Origin of the sequence: Streptomyces sp. NPDC050625, from assembly GCF_040654755.1 — a bacterium.
GTDB lineage: Bacteria > Actinomycetota > Actinomycetes > Streptomycetales > Streptomycetaceae > Streptomyces.
The window spans coordinates 142,632-159,477 of record NZ_JBFAIQ010000001.1; the positions used below are offsets into that span (position 1 = coordinate 142,632).

General features: G+C 71.2%; 16 protein-coding genes. 11 read left to right on the forward strand and 5 right to left on the reverse strand.

The window, feature by feature from the left end; translation table 11 throughout:
• The first annotated feature begins 30 nt into the window (after nt 1–30).
• Genes tsaB through AB0I54_RS00770 form a run of 4 tightly spaced genes read left to right on the forward strand, consistent with a single transcriptional unit; the run spans nt 31 to nt 2,564 of the window.
• A complete protein-coding gene (gene tsaB, locus AB0I54_RS00755) occupies nt 31–687 on the forward strand; it encodes a tRNA (adenosine(37)-N6)-threonylcarbamoyltransferase complex dimerization subunit type 1 TsaB (protein WP_363293678.1) in 657 nt (218 codons plus the stop codon).
• Nucleotides 684–1,214 carry a ribosomal protein S18-alanine N-acetyltransferase gene (gene rimI, locus AB0I54_RS00760; RefSeq protein WP_363293679.1) on the forward strand — a complete coding sequence of 177 codons (531 nt, stop codon included), beginning with the start codon at nt 684–686 and terminating at the stop codon, nt 1,212–1,214. Before tsaB ends, rimI begins: the two co-directional genes overlap by 4 nt.
• The gene (gene tsaD / locus AB0I54_RS00765) at nt 1,207–2,310 is read left to right on the forward strand and encodes a tRNA (adenosine(37)-N6)-threonylcarbamoyltransferase complex transferase subunit TsaD (RefSeq protein ID WP_363293680.1); all 1,104 of its coding nucleotides are present in this window, start codon (nt 1,207–1,209) and stop codon (nt 2,308–2,310) included. The genes rimI and tsaD overlap by 8 nt, the downstream gene beginning before the upstream one ends.
• The gene (locus tag AB0I54_RS00770; protein WP_363293681.1) at nt 2,307–2,564 is read left to right on the forward strand and encodes a hypothetical protein; all 258 of its coding nucleotides are present in this window, start codon (nt 2,307–2,309) and stop codon (nt 2,562–2,564) included. Before tsaD ends, AB0I54_RS00770 begins: the two co-directional genes overlap by 4 nt.
• Here the strand turns inward: AB0I54_RS00770 and AB0I54_RS00775 are convergent.
• The 4 genes from AB0I54_RS00775 to AB0I54_RS00790 are packed head-to-tail and all read right to left on the reverse strand — an operon-like array spanning nt 2,561 to nt 7,988.
• Nucleotides 2,561–4,870, reverse strand: coding sequence for a glycoside hydrolase family 3 N-terminal domain-containing protein (locus AB0I54_RS00775; protein ID WP_363293682.1), 2,310 nt, complete (start codon nt 4,868–4,870; stop codon nt 2,561–2,563). The genes AB0I54_RS00770 and AB0I54_RS00775 overlap by 4 nt on opposite strands.
• A 25-nt stretch (nt 4,871–4,895) precedes the next feature.
• Nucleotides 4,896–5,792, reverse strand: a complete 897-nt coding sequence (locus AB0I54_RS00780; RefSeq protein WP_363293683.1) for a carbohydrate ABC transporter permease — start codon at nt 5,790–5,792, stop codon at nt 4,896–4,898.
• Between the two features lie 4 nt (nt 5,793–5,796).
• Nucleotides 5,797–6,663: a sugar ABC transporter permease gene (locus tag AB0I54_RS00785; RefSeq protein WP_363293684.1), complete on the reverse strand. Its 867-nt coding sequence runs from the start codon at nt 6,661–6,663 to the stop codon at nt 5,797–5,799.
• Nucleotides 6,660–7,988 (reverse strand): extracellular solute-binding protein, encoded by a 1,329-nt coding sequence (locus AB0I54_RS00790; RefSeq protein ID WP_363293685.1) that lies wholly within the window; start codon nt 7,986–7,988, stop codon nt 6,660–6,662. Before AB0I54_RS00790 ends, AB0I54_RS00785 begins: the two co-directional genes overlap by 4 nt.
• Nucleotides 7,989–8,095: 107 nt before the next feature.
• Here AB0I54_RS00790 and AB0I54_RS00795 point away from each other — a divergent pair, with 107 nt between their 5' ends.
• The 5 genes from AB0I54_RS00795 (at nt 8,096) to AB0I54_RS00815 (ending at nt 13,624) form a co-directional block, all read left to right on the forward strand.
• Nucleotides 8,096–9,124, forward strand: a complete 1,029-nt coding sequence (locus tag AB0I54_RS00795) for a LacI family DNA-binding transcriptional regulator (protein WP_363293686.1) — start codon at nt 8,096–8,098, stop codon at nt 9,122–9,124.
• A gap of 112 nt (nt 9,125–9,236) precedes the next feature.
• Nucleotides 9,237–10,604 (forward strand): endo-1,4-beta-xylanase, encoded by a 1,368-nt coding sequence (locus AB0I54_RS00800; RefSeq protein WP_363293687.1) that lies wholly within the window; start codon nt 9,237–9,239, stop codon nt 10,602–10,604.
• 115 nt (nt 10,605–10,719) lie between these two features.
• A complete protein-coding gene (locus AB0I54_RS00805) occupies nt 10,720–11,775 on the forward strand; it encodes an LCP family protein (RefSeq protein ID WP_363293688.1) in 1,056 nt (351 codons plus the stop codon).
• Between the two features lie 153 nt (nt 11,776–11,928).
• Complete coding sequence (locus AB0I54_RS00810; protein WP_363293689.1) at nt 11,929–12,285, forward strand: YciI family protein; 357 nt, start codon at nt 11,929–11,931, stop codon at nt 12,283–12,285.
• Nucleotides 12,286–12,328: 43 nt separating this feature from the next.
• Nucleotides 12,329–13,624 carry a sigma-70 family RNA polymerase sigma factor gene (locus AB0I54_RS00815; protein ID WP_363293690.1) on the forward strand — a complete coding sequence of 432 codons (1,296 nt, stop codon included), beginning with the start codon at nt 12,329–12,331 and terminating at the stop codon, nt 13,622–13,624.
• Nucleotides 13,625–13,635: 11 nt separating this feature from the next.
• On the opposite strand, the gene AB0I54_RS00820 is transcribed toward AB0I54_RS00815, so the two are convergent.
• Complete coding sequence (locus tag AB0I54_RS00820; protein WP_363293691.1) at nt 13,636–14,817, reverse strand: methyltransferase domain-containing protein; 1,182 nt, start codon at nt 14,815–14,817, stop codon at nt 13,636–13,638.
• Nucleotides 14,818–14,907: 90 nt separating this feature from the next.
• Between AB0I54_RS00820 and AB0I54_RS00825 the strand changes: the two genes are divergently transcribed.
• Nucleotides 14,908–15,849 (forward strand): polysaccharide deacetylase family protein, encoded by a 942-nt coding sequence (locus AB0I54_RS00825; protein ID WP_363293692.1) that lies wholly within the window; start codon nt 14,908–14,910, stop codon nt 15,847–15,849.
• Nucleotides 15,846–16,685, forward strand: a complete 840-nt coding sequence (locus AB0I54_RS00830; protein WP_363293693.1) for a polysaccharide deacetylase family protein — start codon at nt 15,846–15,848, stop codon at nt 16,683–16,685. Before AB0I54_RS00825 ends, AB0I54_RS00830 begins: the two co-directional genes overlap by 4 nt.
• Nucleotides 16,686–16,846 lie beyond the last annotated feature (161 nt).

Here is a 16,846-nt window from a genome sequence, read left to right on the forward strand (position 1 = left end):
CGAGCGGCGCGGGAGCCGTAGGCTGTTCGCGTGCTCTTGCTCGCTCTGGATACCGCCACCCCCGCCGTCACCGTCGCCCTGCACGACGGTGAGGCCGTCATCGCCTCGTCCAGTCAGGTGGACGCGCGCCGGCACGGCGAGCTGCTCCTGCCGGCCGTCGACCGTGTGCTCGCCGAGGCCGGGCTCAAGCTGGACGCCGTCACCGCGGTCGTCGTCGGCATCGGACCCGGCCCCTACACCGGACTGCGCGTCGGCCTGATGACCGCGGACACCTTCGGGCTCGCCCTCGGCGTCCCCGTGCACGGTGTGTGCACGCTCGACGGCCTCGCGTACGCCTCCGACATCGAGAAGGGCCCCTTCGTCGTGGCGACCGACGCCCGGCGCAAGGAGGTCTACTGGGCCGAGTACGCCGACTCGCGCACCCGGCTCACGAATCCGGCGGTCGACCGGCCCGCCGACATCGCCGACCGGGTGGCGGGACTGCCCGCCGTCGGCGCGGGGGCGCTGCTCTACCCCGGCACCTTCCCGAACGTCCACGAGCCCGAGCATGTCTCCGCCGCGGCCCTCGCCTCGCTGGCCGCCGAGAAGCTGGCCGCGGGCGAGGAGCTGCCGGAGCCCCGGCCGCTGTATCTGCGCCGCCCCGATGCCCAGGTCCCCAAGAACTACAAGGTGGTCACCCCCAAGTGACCGAGCCCGTACCCTCCCGACTGCGCGAGATGCGCTGGTGGGACATCGATTCCGTCCTCGAACTGGAGAAGGACCTCTTCCCCGAGGACGCGTGGTCGCGCGGCATGTTCTGGTCCGAGCTGGCGCACGCCCGGGGCGCGGAGGCCAGCCGGCGGTACGTCGTCGCCGTCGAGGGCGACCGGATCGTCGGCTACGCGGGCCTGGCCGCCCAGGGCGACCTCGGCGACATCCAGACCATCGCCGTGGCCCGTGACCACCAGGGCACCGGGCTCGGCGGGCTGCTGCTGACCGAGCTGATGCGCGCGGCGACCGCGTTCGAGTGCGCCGAGGTGATGCTCGAGTGCCGCGTCGACAACGTCCGGGCGCAGAAGCTCTACGAGCGCCACGGCTTCGAGCCCATCGGCTTCCGGCGCGGCTACTACCAGCCGGGGAACGTCGACGCCCTGGTCATGCGACTGACCACCCGATCCGACGGCGGCTCCGCCGACGGGTCGACCTCCGTACAAGGAACCGAGATCAATGACTGACGAACCGCTGGTCCTGGGGATCGAGACCTCCTGCGACGAGACCGGCGTCGGCATCGTCCGTGGCACCACCCTGCTGGCGGACGCCGTCGCCTCCAGCGTCGACGAGCACGCACGCTTCGGCGGGGTGGTGCCGGAGGTGGCGTCCAGAGCGCACCTGGAGGCGATGGTCCCGACCATCGACCGGGCGCTGAAGGACGCGGGGATCAGCGCGAAGGACCTGGACGGCATCGCGGTGACGGCGGGCCCGGGTCTGGCGGGCGCGCTCCTGGTCGGCGTCTCGGCGGCGAAGGCCTACGCCTACGCCCTCGGCAAGCCCCTCTACGGCGTGAACCACCTCGCCTCCCACATCTGTGTGGACCAGCTGGAGCACGGCGCGCTGCCGGAGCCGACGATGGCGCTGCTGGTGAGCGGCGGCCACTCCTCGCTGCTGCTGTCCACGGACATCACCTCCGACGTCTGCCCGATGGGCGCCACCATCGACGACGCGGCCGGCGAGGCCTTCGACAAGATCGCCCGCGTGCTGAACCTGGGCTTCCCGGGCGGCCCGGTCATCGACCGCTACGCGCGCGAGGGCGACCCGGAGGCGATCGCGTTCCCGCGCGGTCTGACGGGCCCGCGCGACCCGGCGTACGACTTCTCCTTCTCGGGCCTGAAGACGTCCGTGGCCCGCTGGATCGAGGCCAGGCGGGCGGCGGGCGAGGAGGTCCCGGTGCGCGATGTGGCGGCCTCCTTCCAGGAGGCGGTCGTCGACGTCCTGACCCGCAAGGCGGTGCGCGCCTGCAAGGACGAGGGCGTGGACCACCTGATGATCGGCGGCGGTGTGGCCGCCAACTCCCGGCTGCGGGCCCTGGCCCAGGAGCGCTGCGAGGCGGCCGGCATCCGGCTGCGCGTGCCGCGCCCCAAGCTGTGCACGGACAACGGCGCGATGGTGGCCGCGCTGGGCGCGGAGATGGTGGCGCGCGGGCGCGCGGCATCCAGCTGGGACCTGTCCGCGGACTCCTCACTGCCGGTGACGGACCCGCACGTACCGGGCACCACCCACGACCACGCCCATGTCCACGAGGTCGGAGCCGGCAAGGAGAACCTCTACTCGTGAGCGTCGCACTGATGTGGGAGGCGAGGGCGACAGAGGGCCGCGGCGAGGACCTCGTGACCTGGGTCCGTTCCCAGGAGCTCCCCGCCTCCCCACTCCGCCGCGAGACCTTCCGCGCCCCCGAGGACCGGGTCCTGGTCATCACCTGGTGGGACACCCCACAGAACGCCGACCTCCCCGAACTCCCGGAGCCCCCGTCCGACTTGACCTCCCGACCGGTACACCGGTGGCGGTTCGAGTCGGTGGGGGAGGGCTAACCCTCCACCTCGTGCTCCCGGGTCTCGCAGCGCAGTCGGCGGTCGGGGCCCAGCGGCCGTACCGGGCCCGTGAGGGTCAGGTGTGCCGTGTGCCGTATCTCCGCGCTGGACGACGCCAACCGCAGTTCCAGCGTGCCCGGTTCGACCACGCGGGTGCCGGAGCGGTCGGTGAAGGACGACAGGTCCGTGTGGAAGTGGAAGGTCACGCGGCGGGACTCGCCGGGGGGCAGGTTCAGGCGGTGGTAGCCGATCAGGCGTACGTCGGGGCGGGTCACCGATGCCACCGGGTCGTGCAGGTACAGCTGGACGACCTCCGCGCCCTCGCGGTCGCTGGTGTTGCGGACCGTGAGGGAGAGGGCGTACGAGCCGTCCGTGCCGATCTCCGGGGCCGTGCCCTCGAAGTCCTCCCAGGTGAACGTCGTGTACGAGCGGCCGTGGCCGAAGGCGTACAGCGGGGTCGGGTCCAGGTTGCTGACCTCGCCCGCCAGGCCCAGTGGGGGCTGGAGGTACGTCCACGGCTGGCCTCCGGGCGTGCGCGGCACGCTCACCGGCAGCCTTCCCGAGGGGTTCACCCGGCCGGACAGGACGCCCGCCACCGCGGGGCCGCCCTCCTCGCCCGGGAAGAACGCCTGGACCACCGCTGCCGGCCGGCCGTCCCAGCGGCCCAGCGCGTACGGGCGGCCGGTCAGCAGGACCAGGACGACGGGGACGCCCGTGCCCAGCAGCACGTCGAGGAAATCGCCCTGTACGCCGGGGAGTTGGAGATCCGTCACGTCGCAGCCCTCGCCCGACGTGCCCCGGCCGAACAGGCCGGCTCGGTCGCCCAGTACCGCCACGCACACGTCCGCCTCCGACGCCCGCGCCACCGCCTCCTCGAAGCCGGACCGGTCCGGGTCGGACACCCCACAGCCCTCCGCGAACGTCACCTTGGCGTCCGGGAGTTCGGTGCGCAGGGAGTCGAGGAGCGTGGGGATGTCCACACCCGTCGGGACGTCGGGGTGGTGGGTGAGGACGTGGGAGGGGAAGGAGTAGCAGCCCAGCATGGCGAGGGCGTCCGCCGCCCGGGGGCCGACCACCGCGATCCGCGTGTCGGGGGCCAGCGGGAGCAGGCCGTCCGGGTTGTCCAGGAGGACCACGGACTCCTGCGCCAGCCGGCGGGCCAGGGTGCGGTTCGCCGTCGAGTCCAGGTCGATCGGGCCCGCCGGTTCCGGCTGCCAGTCCTCGTCCAGCAGGCCCAGTTCGCACTTCTGCAGCAGCACCCTGCGGGCCGCGCGGTCCACCAGCGACTCCGGGACCGTTCCGGCGCGTACGGCGGCCACCAGCGGTTTTCCATAGCACTTCAGCGTCGGCAGCTCGATGTCGATGCCCGCCTCCAGCGCCCGGTGCGCCGCCTCGGCCGGGCTGCCGGCCACCTTGTGCAGGGTCTCCAGGAACCCGATGCCGAAGTAGTCGGCGACCACCGTGCCGGTGAATCCCCAGTCCTCCCGCAGGAGTTCGGTCAGCAGGCCCGGGTCCGCGGAGGCCGGGACGCCGTCCGTCTCGTTGTACGCCGCCATCACCGAGCGGGCGCCGCCCTCGCGCAGTGCCATCTCGAACGGGGGCAGCGTGACGTCCGCGAACTCCCGCACGCCCGCCCTGACCGGGGCCAGGTTGCGGGCGCCCGCCGAGGACGCGTACCCGGCGAAGTGCTTGAGCGTGGCGATGATTCCGGTCGACTCAAGGCCTCGGACGTAGGCCGTGCCGATCGTGCCGACCAGGTACGGGTCCTCGCCGATCGTCTCCTCCACCCGGCCCCAGCGGGGGTCGCGGACCACGTCCAGGACCGGGGCCAGGCCCTGGTGGACGCCGACCGAGCGCAGGTCGTGGCCGATCCGCCGGCCCAGCTCCTCGACCAGCGGAGGGTCGAAGGTGGCACCCCAGGCCAGCGGCACCGGGTAGGCCGTCGCGCCCCAGGCCGTGAAGCCCGCCAGGCACTCCTCGTGGGCGACCGCGGGGATGCCGAAGCGGCCCGCGGCGGCGATCCGCCGCTGGGCGCGGGCCAGGGCCTGGGCGCCGAGCGCCGGGTCCACGGGAGCCGTACCGAAGGAGCGGGTCAGCTGGCCGAGGCCGAGGGTGATCAGCAAGTCCCAGTCGTACTCGGCGGTCATCTCGCGCTGCAGCGGGGCGACTCCCTCGCCGTCCGTGGCGGCGCCCACCCACACGCCGTACAGCTGGGCGGTCTTCTCCTCCAGGGTCATCCGGGAGAGCAGGTCGGCGACACGGGTGGCGGCGGGCAGGGCGGGGTCGCGCCATGGAGCGGTGGTCATGAAACTCCCGTCGGGATAGAGGTGATCACTTGCCGCCCACGCCCATCAGTCCGCCGACCAGTGCGCGGCGCGCGACCAGGTACACGGCGAAGATGGGGATACCGGAGAGGACGACCGAGGCGAGCAGGGCGGGGATGTTCACGCCGAACTGGCTCACGTAGTTGAACAGGCCGAGGGTCAGCACGCGCGGACCGTCGGACTGGGTGAAGATCAGGGGGAAGAGGAAGCCGTTCCAGGCCTGGAGCGCCGAGTAGATGACCACGGTGCTGATACCGCCCTTGGTCATCGGGATGACCAGCTGGAACAGCATGCGGGTGGTCGAGGCGCCGTCCAGGGCCATCGCCTCGTACAGCTCCTCCGAGATGTCCCGCAGGGTGCCGGTGAGGATCAGCATCGACACCGGCATCGCGAACGCGGCCGTCGGCAGGATGATCGCGAGGAGGCTGTCGTACAGGTTCAGCTTCGCGATCATCAGATAGAGCGGGACCACGACCGCCTGCGCGGGGATCGCGACGCCGAGCAGGAACAGCCGGAAGGCCGATCCGGACCAGACGTTCCGGGTCCGTACGGCCACGTAGGCGAGCGGGACGCACAGGACCAGGACGATGGCCACGACCGCCGCCGCGACGATCGCCGTGTTCGCCAGGTAGTGGCCGAACCCGTTGTGCAGAACGGTGTTGTAGTTGTCCAGGGTGGGGTCGGTGGGCGGCTTCAGGGCGTTGTTGCCCAGTGCCTCGTCCTGCTTGGTGAGCGAGGCCGAGATCATCGCGTAGATGGGGATGATCACGACGGCCAGCCAGATCACCGTGCTCACACCGGCCAGGGGGTTGGCGCGCCTGGTCCAGTGCCTGCGGCGCGGGGCCGGGGGCCGGGCGGGCGGTCGCGCGGTCTTCACGGGACGCGGCAACGTGTCGTGTGACATCGCGTCACATTCCTTCCCGGGTACTGCGCATCGCGCCGAAGCCGGACAGCTTCACCATCAGCAGGGACAGCGCGGTCGCGGCCACCACCAGGAAGGAGGCGATGGCGCTCGCGTAGCCGAAGTCGTAGCTCTTGAAGCCCGCCTCGTACATCAGGTACGGCAGGATCGCCGTGTCGGTGCCGGGACCGCCCTGGGTGAGGATCAGGACGGTCTCGAAGTAGGTCAGCGAGCCGACGATCATCAGCACGCCGGACGTCGTCGCCGTGTTCCGCAGCTGGGGCAGCGTGATCGAGAAGAACTGGCGGTAGCGGCCCGCGCCGTCGATCGAGGCCGCCTGGTACAGGACCTCGGGGATCTGCCGTGCCCCGCCCTGGTAGATCAGGGTGTGGAACGGGATGAACTGCCAGCCGCCGACGAACACGATCGCCAGGAAGGCGCCGCTGGTCGAGCCGAGCGTGTCCTGGTGGATGATGCCGAAGTTCGGGTCGAGCAGGGCGTAGAAGAGCAGCGAGATGGCGGTCGACGAGAGCAGGAACGGCACGAAGAAGATCGCCGACAGGACCGCGCGGTTGCGTTGCCGGCCCGCCGCCCAGACGCCGAGCAGCAGCGAGACGACCGTCTGGAAGGCCCAGCTCGCCAGCGTCAGGAAGACGGTGACGGTGAGCGACTGGGTGAGACGGCCGTCGGTCAGCAGCTTCTGCCAGTTGGCGAGGCCCACCGGCTGCGGGTCGCCGAGGCCGTTCCACTTGGTGAAGGACAGGTAGAAGGCCAGCGCCATCGGAGCGATGGCGAAGAAGGCGAAGAACAGGACGCCCGGGAGGGCCCACGCCGCATGCGGGCGTCCTGCCTTCGTGGTGGTGCTGGTGCTCACTTCAGCCCCTTGAGCGCCGAGACGAACTGGCTCGGCGAGGACTTGCCCACGAACAGCTTGTTGACCTCGGTGAGCATCGGCGTCGACACGTTCGGATCGACCGCCTGGTCCCAGCTCAGCGTGAACGCCGGGGCCTGCTGCACCATCTGGTACTGGAACTTGGCGAACTCGGGGTTCGGCGAGGCGTCGAGCAGCTTCTCCGCGTTCGACGTGGTCGGTATGTCACCGTTGGCGACCAGGTCCTTGGCGTACGCCTCGGACGCGCAGTCGCGCAGGAAGGCGATCGCCGCGTCCTTGTCGGACGTACGGGCGTTCACGGACCAGTAGTTGGTGGGGTTGCCGACGACGTTGCGGATGTCGCCGGCGCCGCCGTCGTACTTCGGGAAGGCGCACCAGCCCAGGTTGTTCTTGGCGAAGTCCGGGAACTTGCCGAGCTGCGTCGAGTACTCCCAGGAGCCCATCAGGTGCATCGCCGCCCTGCCCTTGGCGAAGACCGCGGGGGCGCCGCCGTTGGTGTAGGCGACCGAGCTGAAGCCCTTGCCGAAGGCGCCGTCGTCGATGAGCTGCTTGACCGTCTCGGCGGCCTTGAGGACGGCCGGGTCGCCCCAGCCGGAGGAGTCACCGTTCTTGATCTTGTCGAAGACCTGGGGGCCGCCGATGCGGTCGACCAGGTACTCGAGCCACATCAGCTCCGGCCAGATGTCCGCGCCGCCGAGCGCGAACGGGGTGATCTTCGCCTTCTTCAGCTTGGCGTTGATGTCGAGCAGCTGGTCCCACGTCGTCGGCGGCTGGAGCTTGTGCTCGGCGAAGACGGACTTGTTGTAGAAGAGGATCACCGGCTGCATGCCGCGCATCGGTATGCCGTAGTTGCGGCCGCCCAGCGCGCCCGCCGCGAGGACCGACGGCAGGAAGCCGCTCTTGAGCACCGGGTCGGACTTGATCGTGTCGGTGAGGTCGACCAGCTGGTTCGCGTCCTTGTACGCCTTGATCGAACCGCCGCCCCAGTTGAAGAACACGTCGGGCGCGTTGGGGGAGCCCATCGCCGTGCGCAGCTTGGCCGGATAGTCGGCGCCGGGCACCTTCTCCAGCTTGATCTTGCCCTTCGCCTTCTTGGCGGCGGCCGACGCGTTGAATCGGTTGACCGACTTGACCTGGACCTTCACCGCGTCGTCGCCGTACACGAAGGCGGTGAGCGTGCCGCCGCCGCCGGATCCGCCGGAGGAGCCGCAGGCCGAGAGCCCGGCGGTGAGCAACGTGGTGGCGCCGGCGCCGAGCATCCAGCGCCTGCTGAAAGTACGCCCGCCGTTGGACGTCTGGGACTCCATGACAGCACCTCTCGTACGAATGTTTCGACTTAAAGAGCGAATGTTCCGGGACCGTATGGCCAGGCCGGGGCTTCGTCAAGGGGTCGCGCAGGGATACGATCGCGGGCATGAAGCCACCGAAGCCCGCAGAAACGCAGACCGCGACACTTGCCGAAATCGCCCGCGAGGCCGGCGTGTCCGCTCCGACTGTTTCGAAGGTCCTCAACGGCCGCGCCGACGTCGCCCCGTCGACCCGCACCCGTGTCGAGGACCTGCTGCGCGCCTACGGCTACCGGCGCCGCCGGGCCGAGGCTTCCCGCTCGCCCCTGATCGACCTGGTCTTCCACGAGCTGGAGAGCGCCTGGGCGATGGAGGTCATCCGGGGTGTGGAGAACGTGGCCAGGGACGCGGGCCTGAGCGTCGTGCTGTCGGAGTCCGCCGGGCGGCTCACCCCCGGCCGGACCTGGGCCGACCAGGTCGCCGCCCGCCGCCCGCACGGGGTGATCCTGGTCCTGTCCGGGCTCGACGAGTCCCAGCGCGCCCTGCTGACCAGCAGATCCATCCCGTTCGTGGTGATGGATCCGGCCGGCGACCCGGGCGCCGACGTGCCGTCCATCGGCGCCACCAACTGGCAGGGCGGCCTCGCCGCCACCCGGCACCTCGTCGACCTCGGCCACACCCGCATCGGCGCCATCAGCGGACCGTCCCGGATGATGTGCAGCCGCGCCCGGGTCGACGGCTACCGGGCGGCGCTGGAGACGGCCGGTCTTCCGGTCGACCAGGGGCTGATCAGGACCGGCGACTTCCACCACGAGGCGGGCTACCGGCTCGGCCTCGAACTGCTGCGCCGCCCGGACCGGCCCACCGCCGTCTTCGCGGGCAACGACCTGCAGGCGCTCGGGCTGTACGAGGCCGCCCGCGAGCTCGGGCTGCGCATCCCGGAGGACCTGAGCGTGGTCGGCTTCGACGATCTGCCGGTGGCCCGCTGGGTGGGGCCGCCGCTGACGACCGTACGGCAGCCGCTCATGGAGATGGCCGAGGCGGCGGCCAAGCTGGTGCTCGACCTGGGGCGCGAGGCGGAGTCCCCGACGGCGACCCGGGTGGAGCTGGCGACGAGCCTGGTGGTCCGCAGCAGCACGGCGGCACCCGCGGAGTGAAGCGCGGTGAAGTGGGTGGCCGGAAGTTGACATATTGACGAGTGGTGCGCGTGCCCCGACACTCCTCGGCAGTCAATCGGTTGCACGGCCGAAACTTTCGGAGGCACCCGCAATGAGAAGAACGCTCGCAATCGGAAGAACTCCGCGGACCGGCTTATCCCTGGCGTCACTCGTGACCGGGCTCGCACTGCTGCTCACCGCGCCCGCGGCGCACGCCGCCGACACCCCGCTGCGCGATCTCGCCGCCGCCAAGGGCAAGGTCATCGGCACGGCGGTCACCGGCTCCAAGCTCACCGGGACCTATGGCGACCTCGCCGGGGCGCAGTTCGGCTCGCTCACCCCCGGCAACGCCATGAAGTGGGGCACGGTCGAGCCGACCCAGGGCTCCTTCAACTGGACCGAGGCCGACCAGATCGTCGCCTTCGCGCAGGCGCACAACCAGCAGGTGCGCGGCCACACCCTGGTCTGGCACAGCCAGAACCCGAGCTGGCTGACCACCGGCAGCTGGACGTCCGCCCAGCTGAGCGGTCTGCTGCAGAACCACATCAGCACGGAGGTGACCCGCTACAAGGGCAAGATCGCCGCCTGGGACGTGGTCAACGAGCCCTTCAACGAGGACGGCACCTACCGCTCGACGCTCTGGTACAACGGCCTCGGCTCCGGCTATGTCGCCAGCGCCCTGACCTGGGCGCACGCCGCCGATCCGAACGCCAAGCTGTACATCAACGACTACAACGTCGAGGGCGTCAACGCGAAGAGCACCGGCCTGTACAACCTGGTCAAGTCCCTGAAGGAACAAGGGGTTCCGATCGACGGCGTGGGCCTGCAGGCGCACCTGATCCTCGGCCAGGTCCCGGCCACGCTCCAGCAGAACATCCAGCGCTTCGCCGACCTGGGCGTGGACGTGGCGATCACCGAGCTGGACGTCCGCATGGCGCTGCCCTCGGACGCCGTCAAGTTGGCCCAGCAGGCCGCCGACTACAAGTCCGTGGTCGCCGCCTGCGTGGCCGTGACCCGCTGCGTCAATGTCACCGTCTGGGGCTTCACCGACTCCGACTCCTGGGTGCCGAGCACCTTCCCGGGATACGGGGCGGCGACGCCGTACGACGAGAACTACGCGCCGAAACCGGCGTACCACGCGATCGCGGAGGCCCTCGGCGGCGGCACGACCACACCGCCGCCGACCGGCGCCTGCACGGCGACGTACAGCGTGACCAGCCAGTGGAACACCGGGTTCACCGGGCAGGTGCGGATCTCCTGCTCCGGTGCCTCGTTGGCGTCCTGGAAGGCGAGCTGGACGTACGGTGCGGGCCAGCGGATCACCCAGGCCTGGAACGCCACCTGCACCCAGTCCGGGGCGGCGGTCTCGTGCGTGAACGCCTCGTACAACGGGTCGGTCCCGGACGGTGGTTCGGTGACCTTCGGGTTCAACGCGTCGTGGAGCGGCAGCAATCCGGTGCCCACGGTGACGCTGGGCTGAGCCTCGGCCGGGCCGGGGCTGAGGGGGCGCTGAGAAGCGTGAGATTTTCCGAAGAAAACGGCCTCTCGCCCCGGAACCTAACAGTCCCCTAATAATTCGGACTTACGTTCTTGCCGTGACCGTACACGACGAGAACGGCGACGAGCGCAGACGGTTGGGCCGGCGGTCGAGGGTGCTGAAGGCCGCCGGTCTCACCCTGGCGGGTGCACTGGTGCTCGGCATCGCCGCCGGGGGCTGGGCCTACTGGCACCTCAACAACAACATCAAGAGCGTCGACATCAACAGCGCGCTCGGTGACGACCGCCCGGCGCGGGCGGTCGTCACCCCGTCCGCCTCCGCCTCGGCCTCCCCGCTGCCCACCGGGGCCGTGAACATCCTGGTCCTGGGCTCCGACTCGCGCAGCGGCAAGGCGAACAAGGAGCTGGGCGGCGGCAGCAGTTCGGGCGCCCGCTCCGACACGGCGATGGTCGTGCACATCGACGCGGGCCGCACCGAGGCCACCGTCGTCAGCATCCCGCGCGACACGCTGGTCACGCGCCCGTCCTGCCCGCTGTCCTCCGGGGGCTCCACGGCGCAGGCCTACAACGCCATGTTCAACAGCGCCTATTCGGTGGGCGGCCCGGTGTGCGCGGTCAAGACGGTCGAGTCGATCACGGACGTCCGCATGGACCACTACATCGAGATCGACTTCTCGGGCTTCGCGAAGCTGGTGAACGCCCTGGGCGGAGTCACGGTCACCACCGACGAGGACATCGACGACGACAAGAGCCATCTGCACCTCGCGGCGGGCACCCACCACCTGAACGGCAAGCAGGCCCTCGCCCTCGCCCGTACCCGGCACGGCATAGGCGACGGCAGCGACCTCGGCCGGATAGGCCTCCAGCAGAAGCTGGTGAAGGCCCTGCTGGAGCAGATGGCGGCCACCGACCTGCTCAACGACCCGGCGAAGCTGTACCGGGTCGCCGACGCAGTGACCTCCAGCCTGACCACGGACACCGGCCTCGACTCCCTGACGGAACTGACGCGCCTCGGCCAGAGCCTGAAGGGCCTGTCCTCCGACCACGTGAGAACGCTGATGATGCCGGTGGTGACGGCCCCCTCCGACCCCAACCGCGTGGTGGCGAAGGAACCGGCGGCGAGCGAACTGTGGGACTCCCTGCGGGCGGGCTGAATCGCCGTACGACCTGCGGAAACTCCCGGGGAAGCCGGGGCGTGGAAAAAATCTCCGGAGAATTTCGGGGTGCGTGTCGATTCGGGTGTCTCCCGTTCGACGCATGGGTGAGAGGCGGGGAGAGGCCCCGCCGACCGGACCGAAGGAGCCACCATGCCCCGCTATCTGTCGCTCGTGCGGATCGACGAGTCCACCGCCCCCGCCGACGGCCCCAGCCCCGAGCTGATGCAGCGGATGGGCGAGCTGATCGAGGAGATCACCAAGGCCGGCGTCATGCTCGACACCGCCGGGCTGACCCCCTCCGCCCAGGGCACGCGCGTGCGCTGGGAGGGCGGCGAGCTCTCCGTCACCGACGGACCGTTCACCGAGTCCAAGGAGGTCATCGGCGGCTACGCGCTCATGCAGTGCAAGGACAAGGTCGAGGCCCTGGAATGGACCAAGCGGTTCCTGAAGGTGCACGAGGCGCACTGGACGGTGACCTGCGAGGTCCGCGAGATCGCCGAGGGCTGACATTTCTTGGCGTACGGCCGCCGACGGTGTTGCATGGTGGGCTGTGGAACAGCAGCCCACCGAGCAGCCTCCCGAGCGTCCCGAGCAGCCCCCCGCCTCCCGGGCGATCGAGACCGTCTTCCGGCTGGAGTACCCGCGCGTCATCGCCGGCGTGACCCGTATCGTCCGGGACGTCGGTATCGCGGAGGAGCTCGCGCAGGACGCCCTGGTCGCCGCCCTGGAGCAGTGGCCCGGGGACGGTGTGCCCGACAACCCCGGTGCCTGGCTCATGGCCACCGCACGGCACCGTGCCGTGGACCTGGTCCGGCGCCGCGAGCGCTACGCCCGCAAGCTGGCCGAGATCGGCCGGGACCTGGAGACCACCGCCCCGCCGCACGAGCCCGCCGACCCGGCGGACATCGACGACGACCTGCTCCGTCTGGTCTTCACCACCTGCCACCCGGTGCTGTCCGCCGAGGCACGGATCGCCCTCACCCTGCGTCTGCTGGGCGGTCTGACGACACCGGAGATCGCCCGCGCCTTCCTCGTGCCCGAGCCGACCGTGGCGCAGCGGATCGTGCGCGCGAAGCGCACGCTGGCCACGAAGAACGTCGCCTTCGAGGTTCCGTACGGGCCCGACCGCGACGCCCGTCTCGGCTCCGTACTCGACGTCATCTATCTGATCTTCAACGAGGGGTACGCGGCCACGGCCGGGGACGACTGGCTGCGCCCCGCGCTGTGCGAGGACGCCCTGCGCCTGGCCCGTGTCCTGTCCTCCCTCATGCCGAAGGAACCGGAGGTCCACGCCCTGACCTCCCTCCTGGAGTTCCAGGCGTCCCGCGCCGCCGCCCGCACCGGCCCCGACGGCGCACCGGTCCTCCTCAAGGAACAGAACCGCCGCCGCTGGAACCGCATGCTCATCGCGCGCGGCATCAAGGCCCTCGGCCGCGCGGACGCCATGGCCACCGGCGCCCCCGGCCCGTACGCCCTCCAGGCCGCGATCGCCGCCTGCCACGCGCACGCGTACTCCTACGAGGAGACCGACTGGACGGCCATCGCGACCCTCTACGGCCTGCTCGCCGCCCGCGCCCCGTCCCCGGTCGTCGAACTCAACCGCGCGGTCGCCGTGTCCATGGCCGAGGGCCCGGGCCCGGCCCTGGCGATCGTCGACGCCCTCGCCGCCGAACCCGCGCTGCGCGACTACCACCTGCTGCCCAGCGTCCGCGGCGACCTGCTGGCCCGCCTCGGACGTACGGCGGAGGCGCGCGCCGAGCTCGCGCGGGCCGCCGGGCTCACCCGCAACGCGCGGGAGCGGGAGCTGCTGGCCGCGCGGGTGAGGGAGCTCGACCGGCGGCCATGACCGACAGGCGCTCAGCCGTTCGCGGGAGCCCCGAGCAGCATCGTCGGGGCGCCCGCGACGCGTGTGAGGAAGACCGTCGCCGAGTGGGGCCCCTGGGGCTTCACCTTCCGCCGCAACTCCTCGGGTTCCACGGCCGACCCGCGCTTCTTCACGGTCAGCGTGCCGACCTCCCGCTCCCGCAGCAGCGCCTTCAACTTCTTTACGTTGAAGTGGAGTTGATCGGTGATCTCGTAGGCGGACGCGTACGGCGTCGGCCGCAGTTCGTCCGCCGTGATGTACGCGATGGTCTCGTCGACGAGCCCGCCGCCGACCGACTCGGCCACCTCGGCGACCAGATGCGCCCGGATGACGGCCCCGTCGGGTTCGTACAAGTACCGTCCCACGGGCCGCACTCGGGGATCCGGCAGCCCCCGTCCGAGCAGCGACCGCGGCCCCGGCAGCAGCGTGGCCCGCACGGCGCCCGGCCGGATTCCGGCCCCGAACCACAGCACCGCCTCCTTCACGTCACCGCCGTCGGAGATCCACTCGGCCTCGGCGCCGGCCGGGACCGTCTCGTGGGGGATGCCGGGGGCGATCTTCAGCGCGGCGACCCGGGCCGCCGAGGCCGCGCCCACCGCCCAGGACAGGGGCGGGGAGTATGCCTCGGGATCGAAGATGCGGCCGCGTCCGCCCCGTCGTGCCGGGTCGACGAAGACGGCGTCGTAGGAGGACGTGTCCACCTCCGTCACGTCCGCCTCGCGCACCTCGATCAGCTCGCCCAGCCCCAGCGCCTCGGCGTTCGCCCGAGCGACCTCCGCCGTCAGTGGATCCCGGTCCACCGCGAGCACCCGGATCCCGGCGCGCGCGAGGGCGAGCGCGTCGCCGCCGATGCCGCAGCACAGGTCGGCGACGGAGGTCACCCCCAGCTCGCGCAGGCGTCCCGCCCGGTACGCCGCCACGCTCGTCCGGGTGGACTGCTCGACCCCGTTGGGCGTGAAGAACATCCGCTCGGCGTCCTCGGCCCCGAACTTCGCCGCCGCCCGCTGCCGCAGCCGGGCCTGGCCGAGGGCCGCCGACACCAGGTCCGCCGGGTGCTCGCGGCGCAGCCGGGTGGCGACGGCGAGTTCGTCGGCGGGGGCCGTGCCGCGGACCTCGTCGAGGAGGGCGCGGCCCTCGGGGGTGAGCAGGGAGCGGAAGGGGAGGAGGTCGTTCACCGGGTCATTGTGGGCCAGTCGGTGGATGGCGCGCCTCCGGCGGCGGTGCCTGCCCCGGTTCGGGGCCGGGGCCTGCGAGGATCCGGCACCATGCGAGCAGTCGTACAAAATGACAAAAATAGGGCCCTGAAGAGGGCTGGTATCCGTGCGGGCGTCGCCGCGCTCGCCGTCGCCGCCGGCGTCTGCGGTGTCTCCGGCTGTTCGGGGTCGGGCCCGGACTCCGGTGTACGTCCCGCCCCGGGCCAGCAGAGGCTTCAGGCACCCCCCGCACGCGCCCTGGACTCCTACGCCACCCGTCTGAAGGCCGACCGCGCCGCCCTCGCGGCCGCCGCGCGGCACTGGGGCCTGGACCAGGTCCCCCTGATGCCTCCGCCGCCCCCGGCCCGCAAACCGCGGATCACCGCCCGCGCGGGCTTCGAGGTCGACGGCCAGGAGGAGGAGAAGCTGCCGCCGGTCTTCACCACGATCCCCACCAAGCAGAAGGTCGTCTTCCTCACCATCGACGACGGCGCCGAGAAGGACCCGGCGTTCCTGCGCATGATGAGCGACCTGAAGGTCCCGTACACCGCCTTCCTCAGCAACTACCTGATCAAGGACGACTACGCGTACTTCCGGCAGATGCAGGACGAGGGCGTCACCCTCAACAACCACACCCTGCACCACCCGTATCTGCCCGGGCTGTCCTACGAGGAGCAGAAGAACGAGATCTGCGGCATGCAGGGCGTGATGGAGAAGTGGTTCGGCAAGACCCCCACCGTCTTCCGCCCGCCCTACGGCAACTACAACGGCGACACCCTGCGCGCCGCCAAGTCCTGCGGCATCAAGTACGCGCCGATCTGGGACGAGGAGGTCTTCGTCGACCACTGGGAGTACCGCGAGGACGACAAGAGCCTGCACCCCGGCGACATCGTGCTCACCCACTTCCGGGGCCGTGACGACTGGGACGGCACGATGGTCGACGACATGCGCCGGTTCCTGAACAAGGTCACCCGCGAGGGGTACGCGGTGGCACGCCTGGAGGACTACCTGTGAAGCGGCCGAGGGGGCGGCGGCGGTGCCGGGCACTGACGGCGGCCGTGCTCGCCTCGGCCGTCCTGCTTCCCGCGAGCGGCTGCGCCCAGTCGGTCGACCCCATCGAACGGCTGGGCAAGAAGGCGGCCGCGCGGGTACGGCCGCACGGCCCGGACGGGGAGCAGGCCTACCGTCGCTGGGGCCTGGGATCGCCGCTCTCCCCGGCCCCGACGCCCACGGTGCGTCCCCTGGGGCGGCACACGAACGGCCGTTCCCTGCCTCCCGTGGTCGACCGTGTCCGCACCCGCGACCGGGTCGTCTTCCTCACCTACGGCGACGGTGCCGAGAAGGACTCCCGGTTCGCCGACATGGTCCGCGAACTGCGGCTCCCGGTCAGCGTGTTCCTCACCGACCGCGCCGCCGGACCGGGGTACGCCCGGCTCGCCCGCCTCCAGTCGGCGGGCGCCGGCGTCCAGAACCACACCCTCGGCCGCACCTCGCTGCGCGGGCTGCCATACGCCGGCCAGCGCGCCGAGATCTGCGGCCAGCAGGACAAGCTCAAGTCCCGCTTCGGCCTCCGCCCCCGCCTCTTCCGCCCGCCCCACGGCGCCTACGACAGGACGACCCTGCGCGCGGCCGACGACTGCGGTGTCTCGGCGGTGGTCCTCTGGCGTGCCGAGACGACCGCCGACGGCATCACGTACACCCACGGCCCCGAACACCTCCGCCCGGGCGACATCGTCAACGTGGCCCCGGACGACACCACGCCCCCCACCCTCTGCGACCGCACGGCCCGCGTACTGCGCCGCGCCCAGTCCCGCGGCCTGACGGTGGGGCGCCTGGAGGACTATCTGTGAGGCGCCGCCGGCGGCGGCCGTGACTTCACCTCAGGCGTACGCCGACAGCGGAACCACGGCCGACGCGCCGCGGGCATTGGCACTCCGCTTGACCGAGTGCTAATCCCGGTCATAGTCTCGGCCCTGGCACTCCCCCCTGGAGAGTGCCAACAACGCGACGG

Coding starts and splice junctions, on each gene's coding strand:
- AB0I54_RS00775 (WP_363293682.1), bottom strand. CDS start 4,870: ATGACCACCGCTCCATGGCGCGACCCCGCCCTGCCCGCCGCCACCCGT.
- AB0I54_RS00800 (WP_363293687.1), top strand. CDS start 9,237: ATGAGAAGAACGCTCGCAATCGGAAGAACTCCGCGGACCGGCTTATCC.
- AB0I54_RS00795 (WP_363293686.1), top strand. CDS start 8,096: ATGAAGCCACCGAAGCCCGCAGAAACGCAGACCGCGACACTTGCCGAA.
- AB0I54_RS00790 (WP_363293685.1), bottom strand. CDS start 7,988: ATGGAGTCCCAGACGTCCAACGGCGGGCGTACTTTCAGCAGGCGCTGG.
- tsaD (WP_363293680.1), top strand. CDS start 1,207: ATGACTGACGAACCGCTGGTCCTGGGGATCGAGACCTCCTGCGACGAG.
- AB0I54_RS00810 (WP_363293689.1), top strand. CDS start 11,929: ATGCCCCGCTATCTGTCGCTCGTGCGGATCGACGAGTCCACCGCCCCC.
- AB0I54_RS00780 (WP_363293683.1), bottom strand. CDS start 5,792: ATGTCACACGACACGTTGCCGCGTCCCGTGAAGACCGCGCGACCGCCC.
- AB0I54_RS00825 (WP_363293692.1), top strand. CDS start 14,908: ATGCGAGCAGTCGTACAAAATGACAAAAATAGGGCCCTGAAGAGGGCT.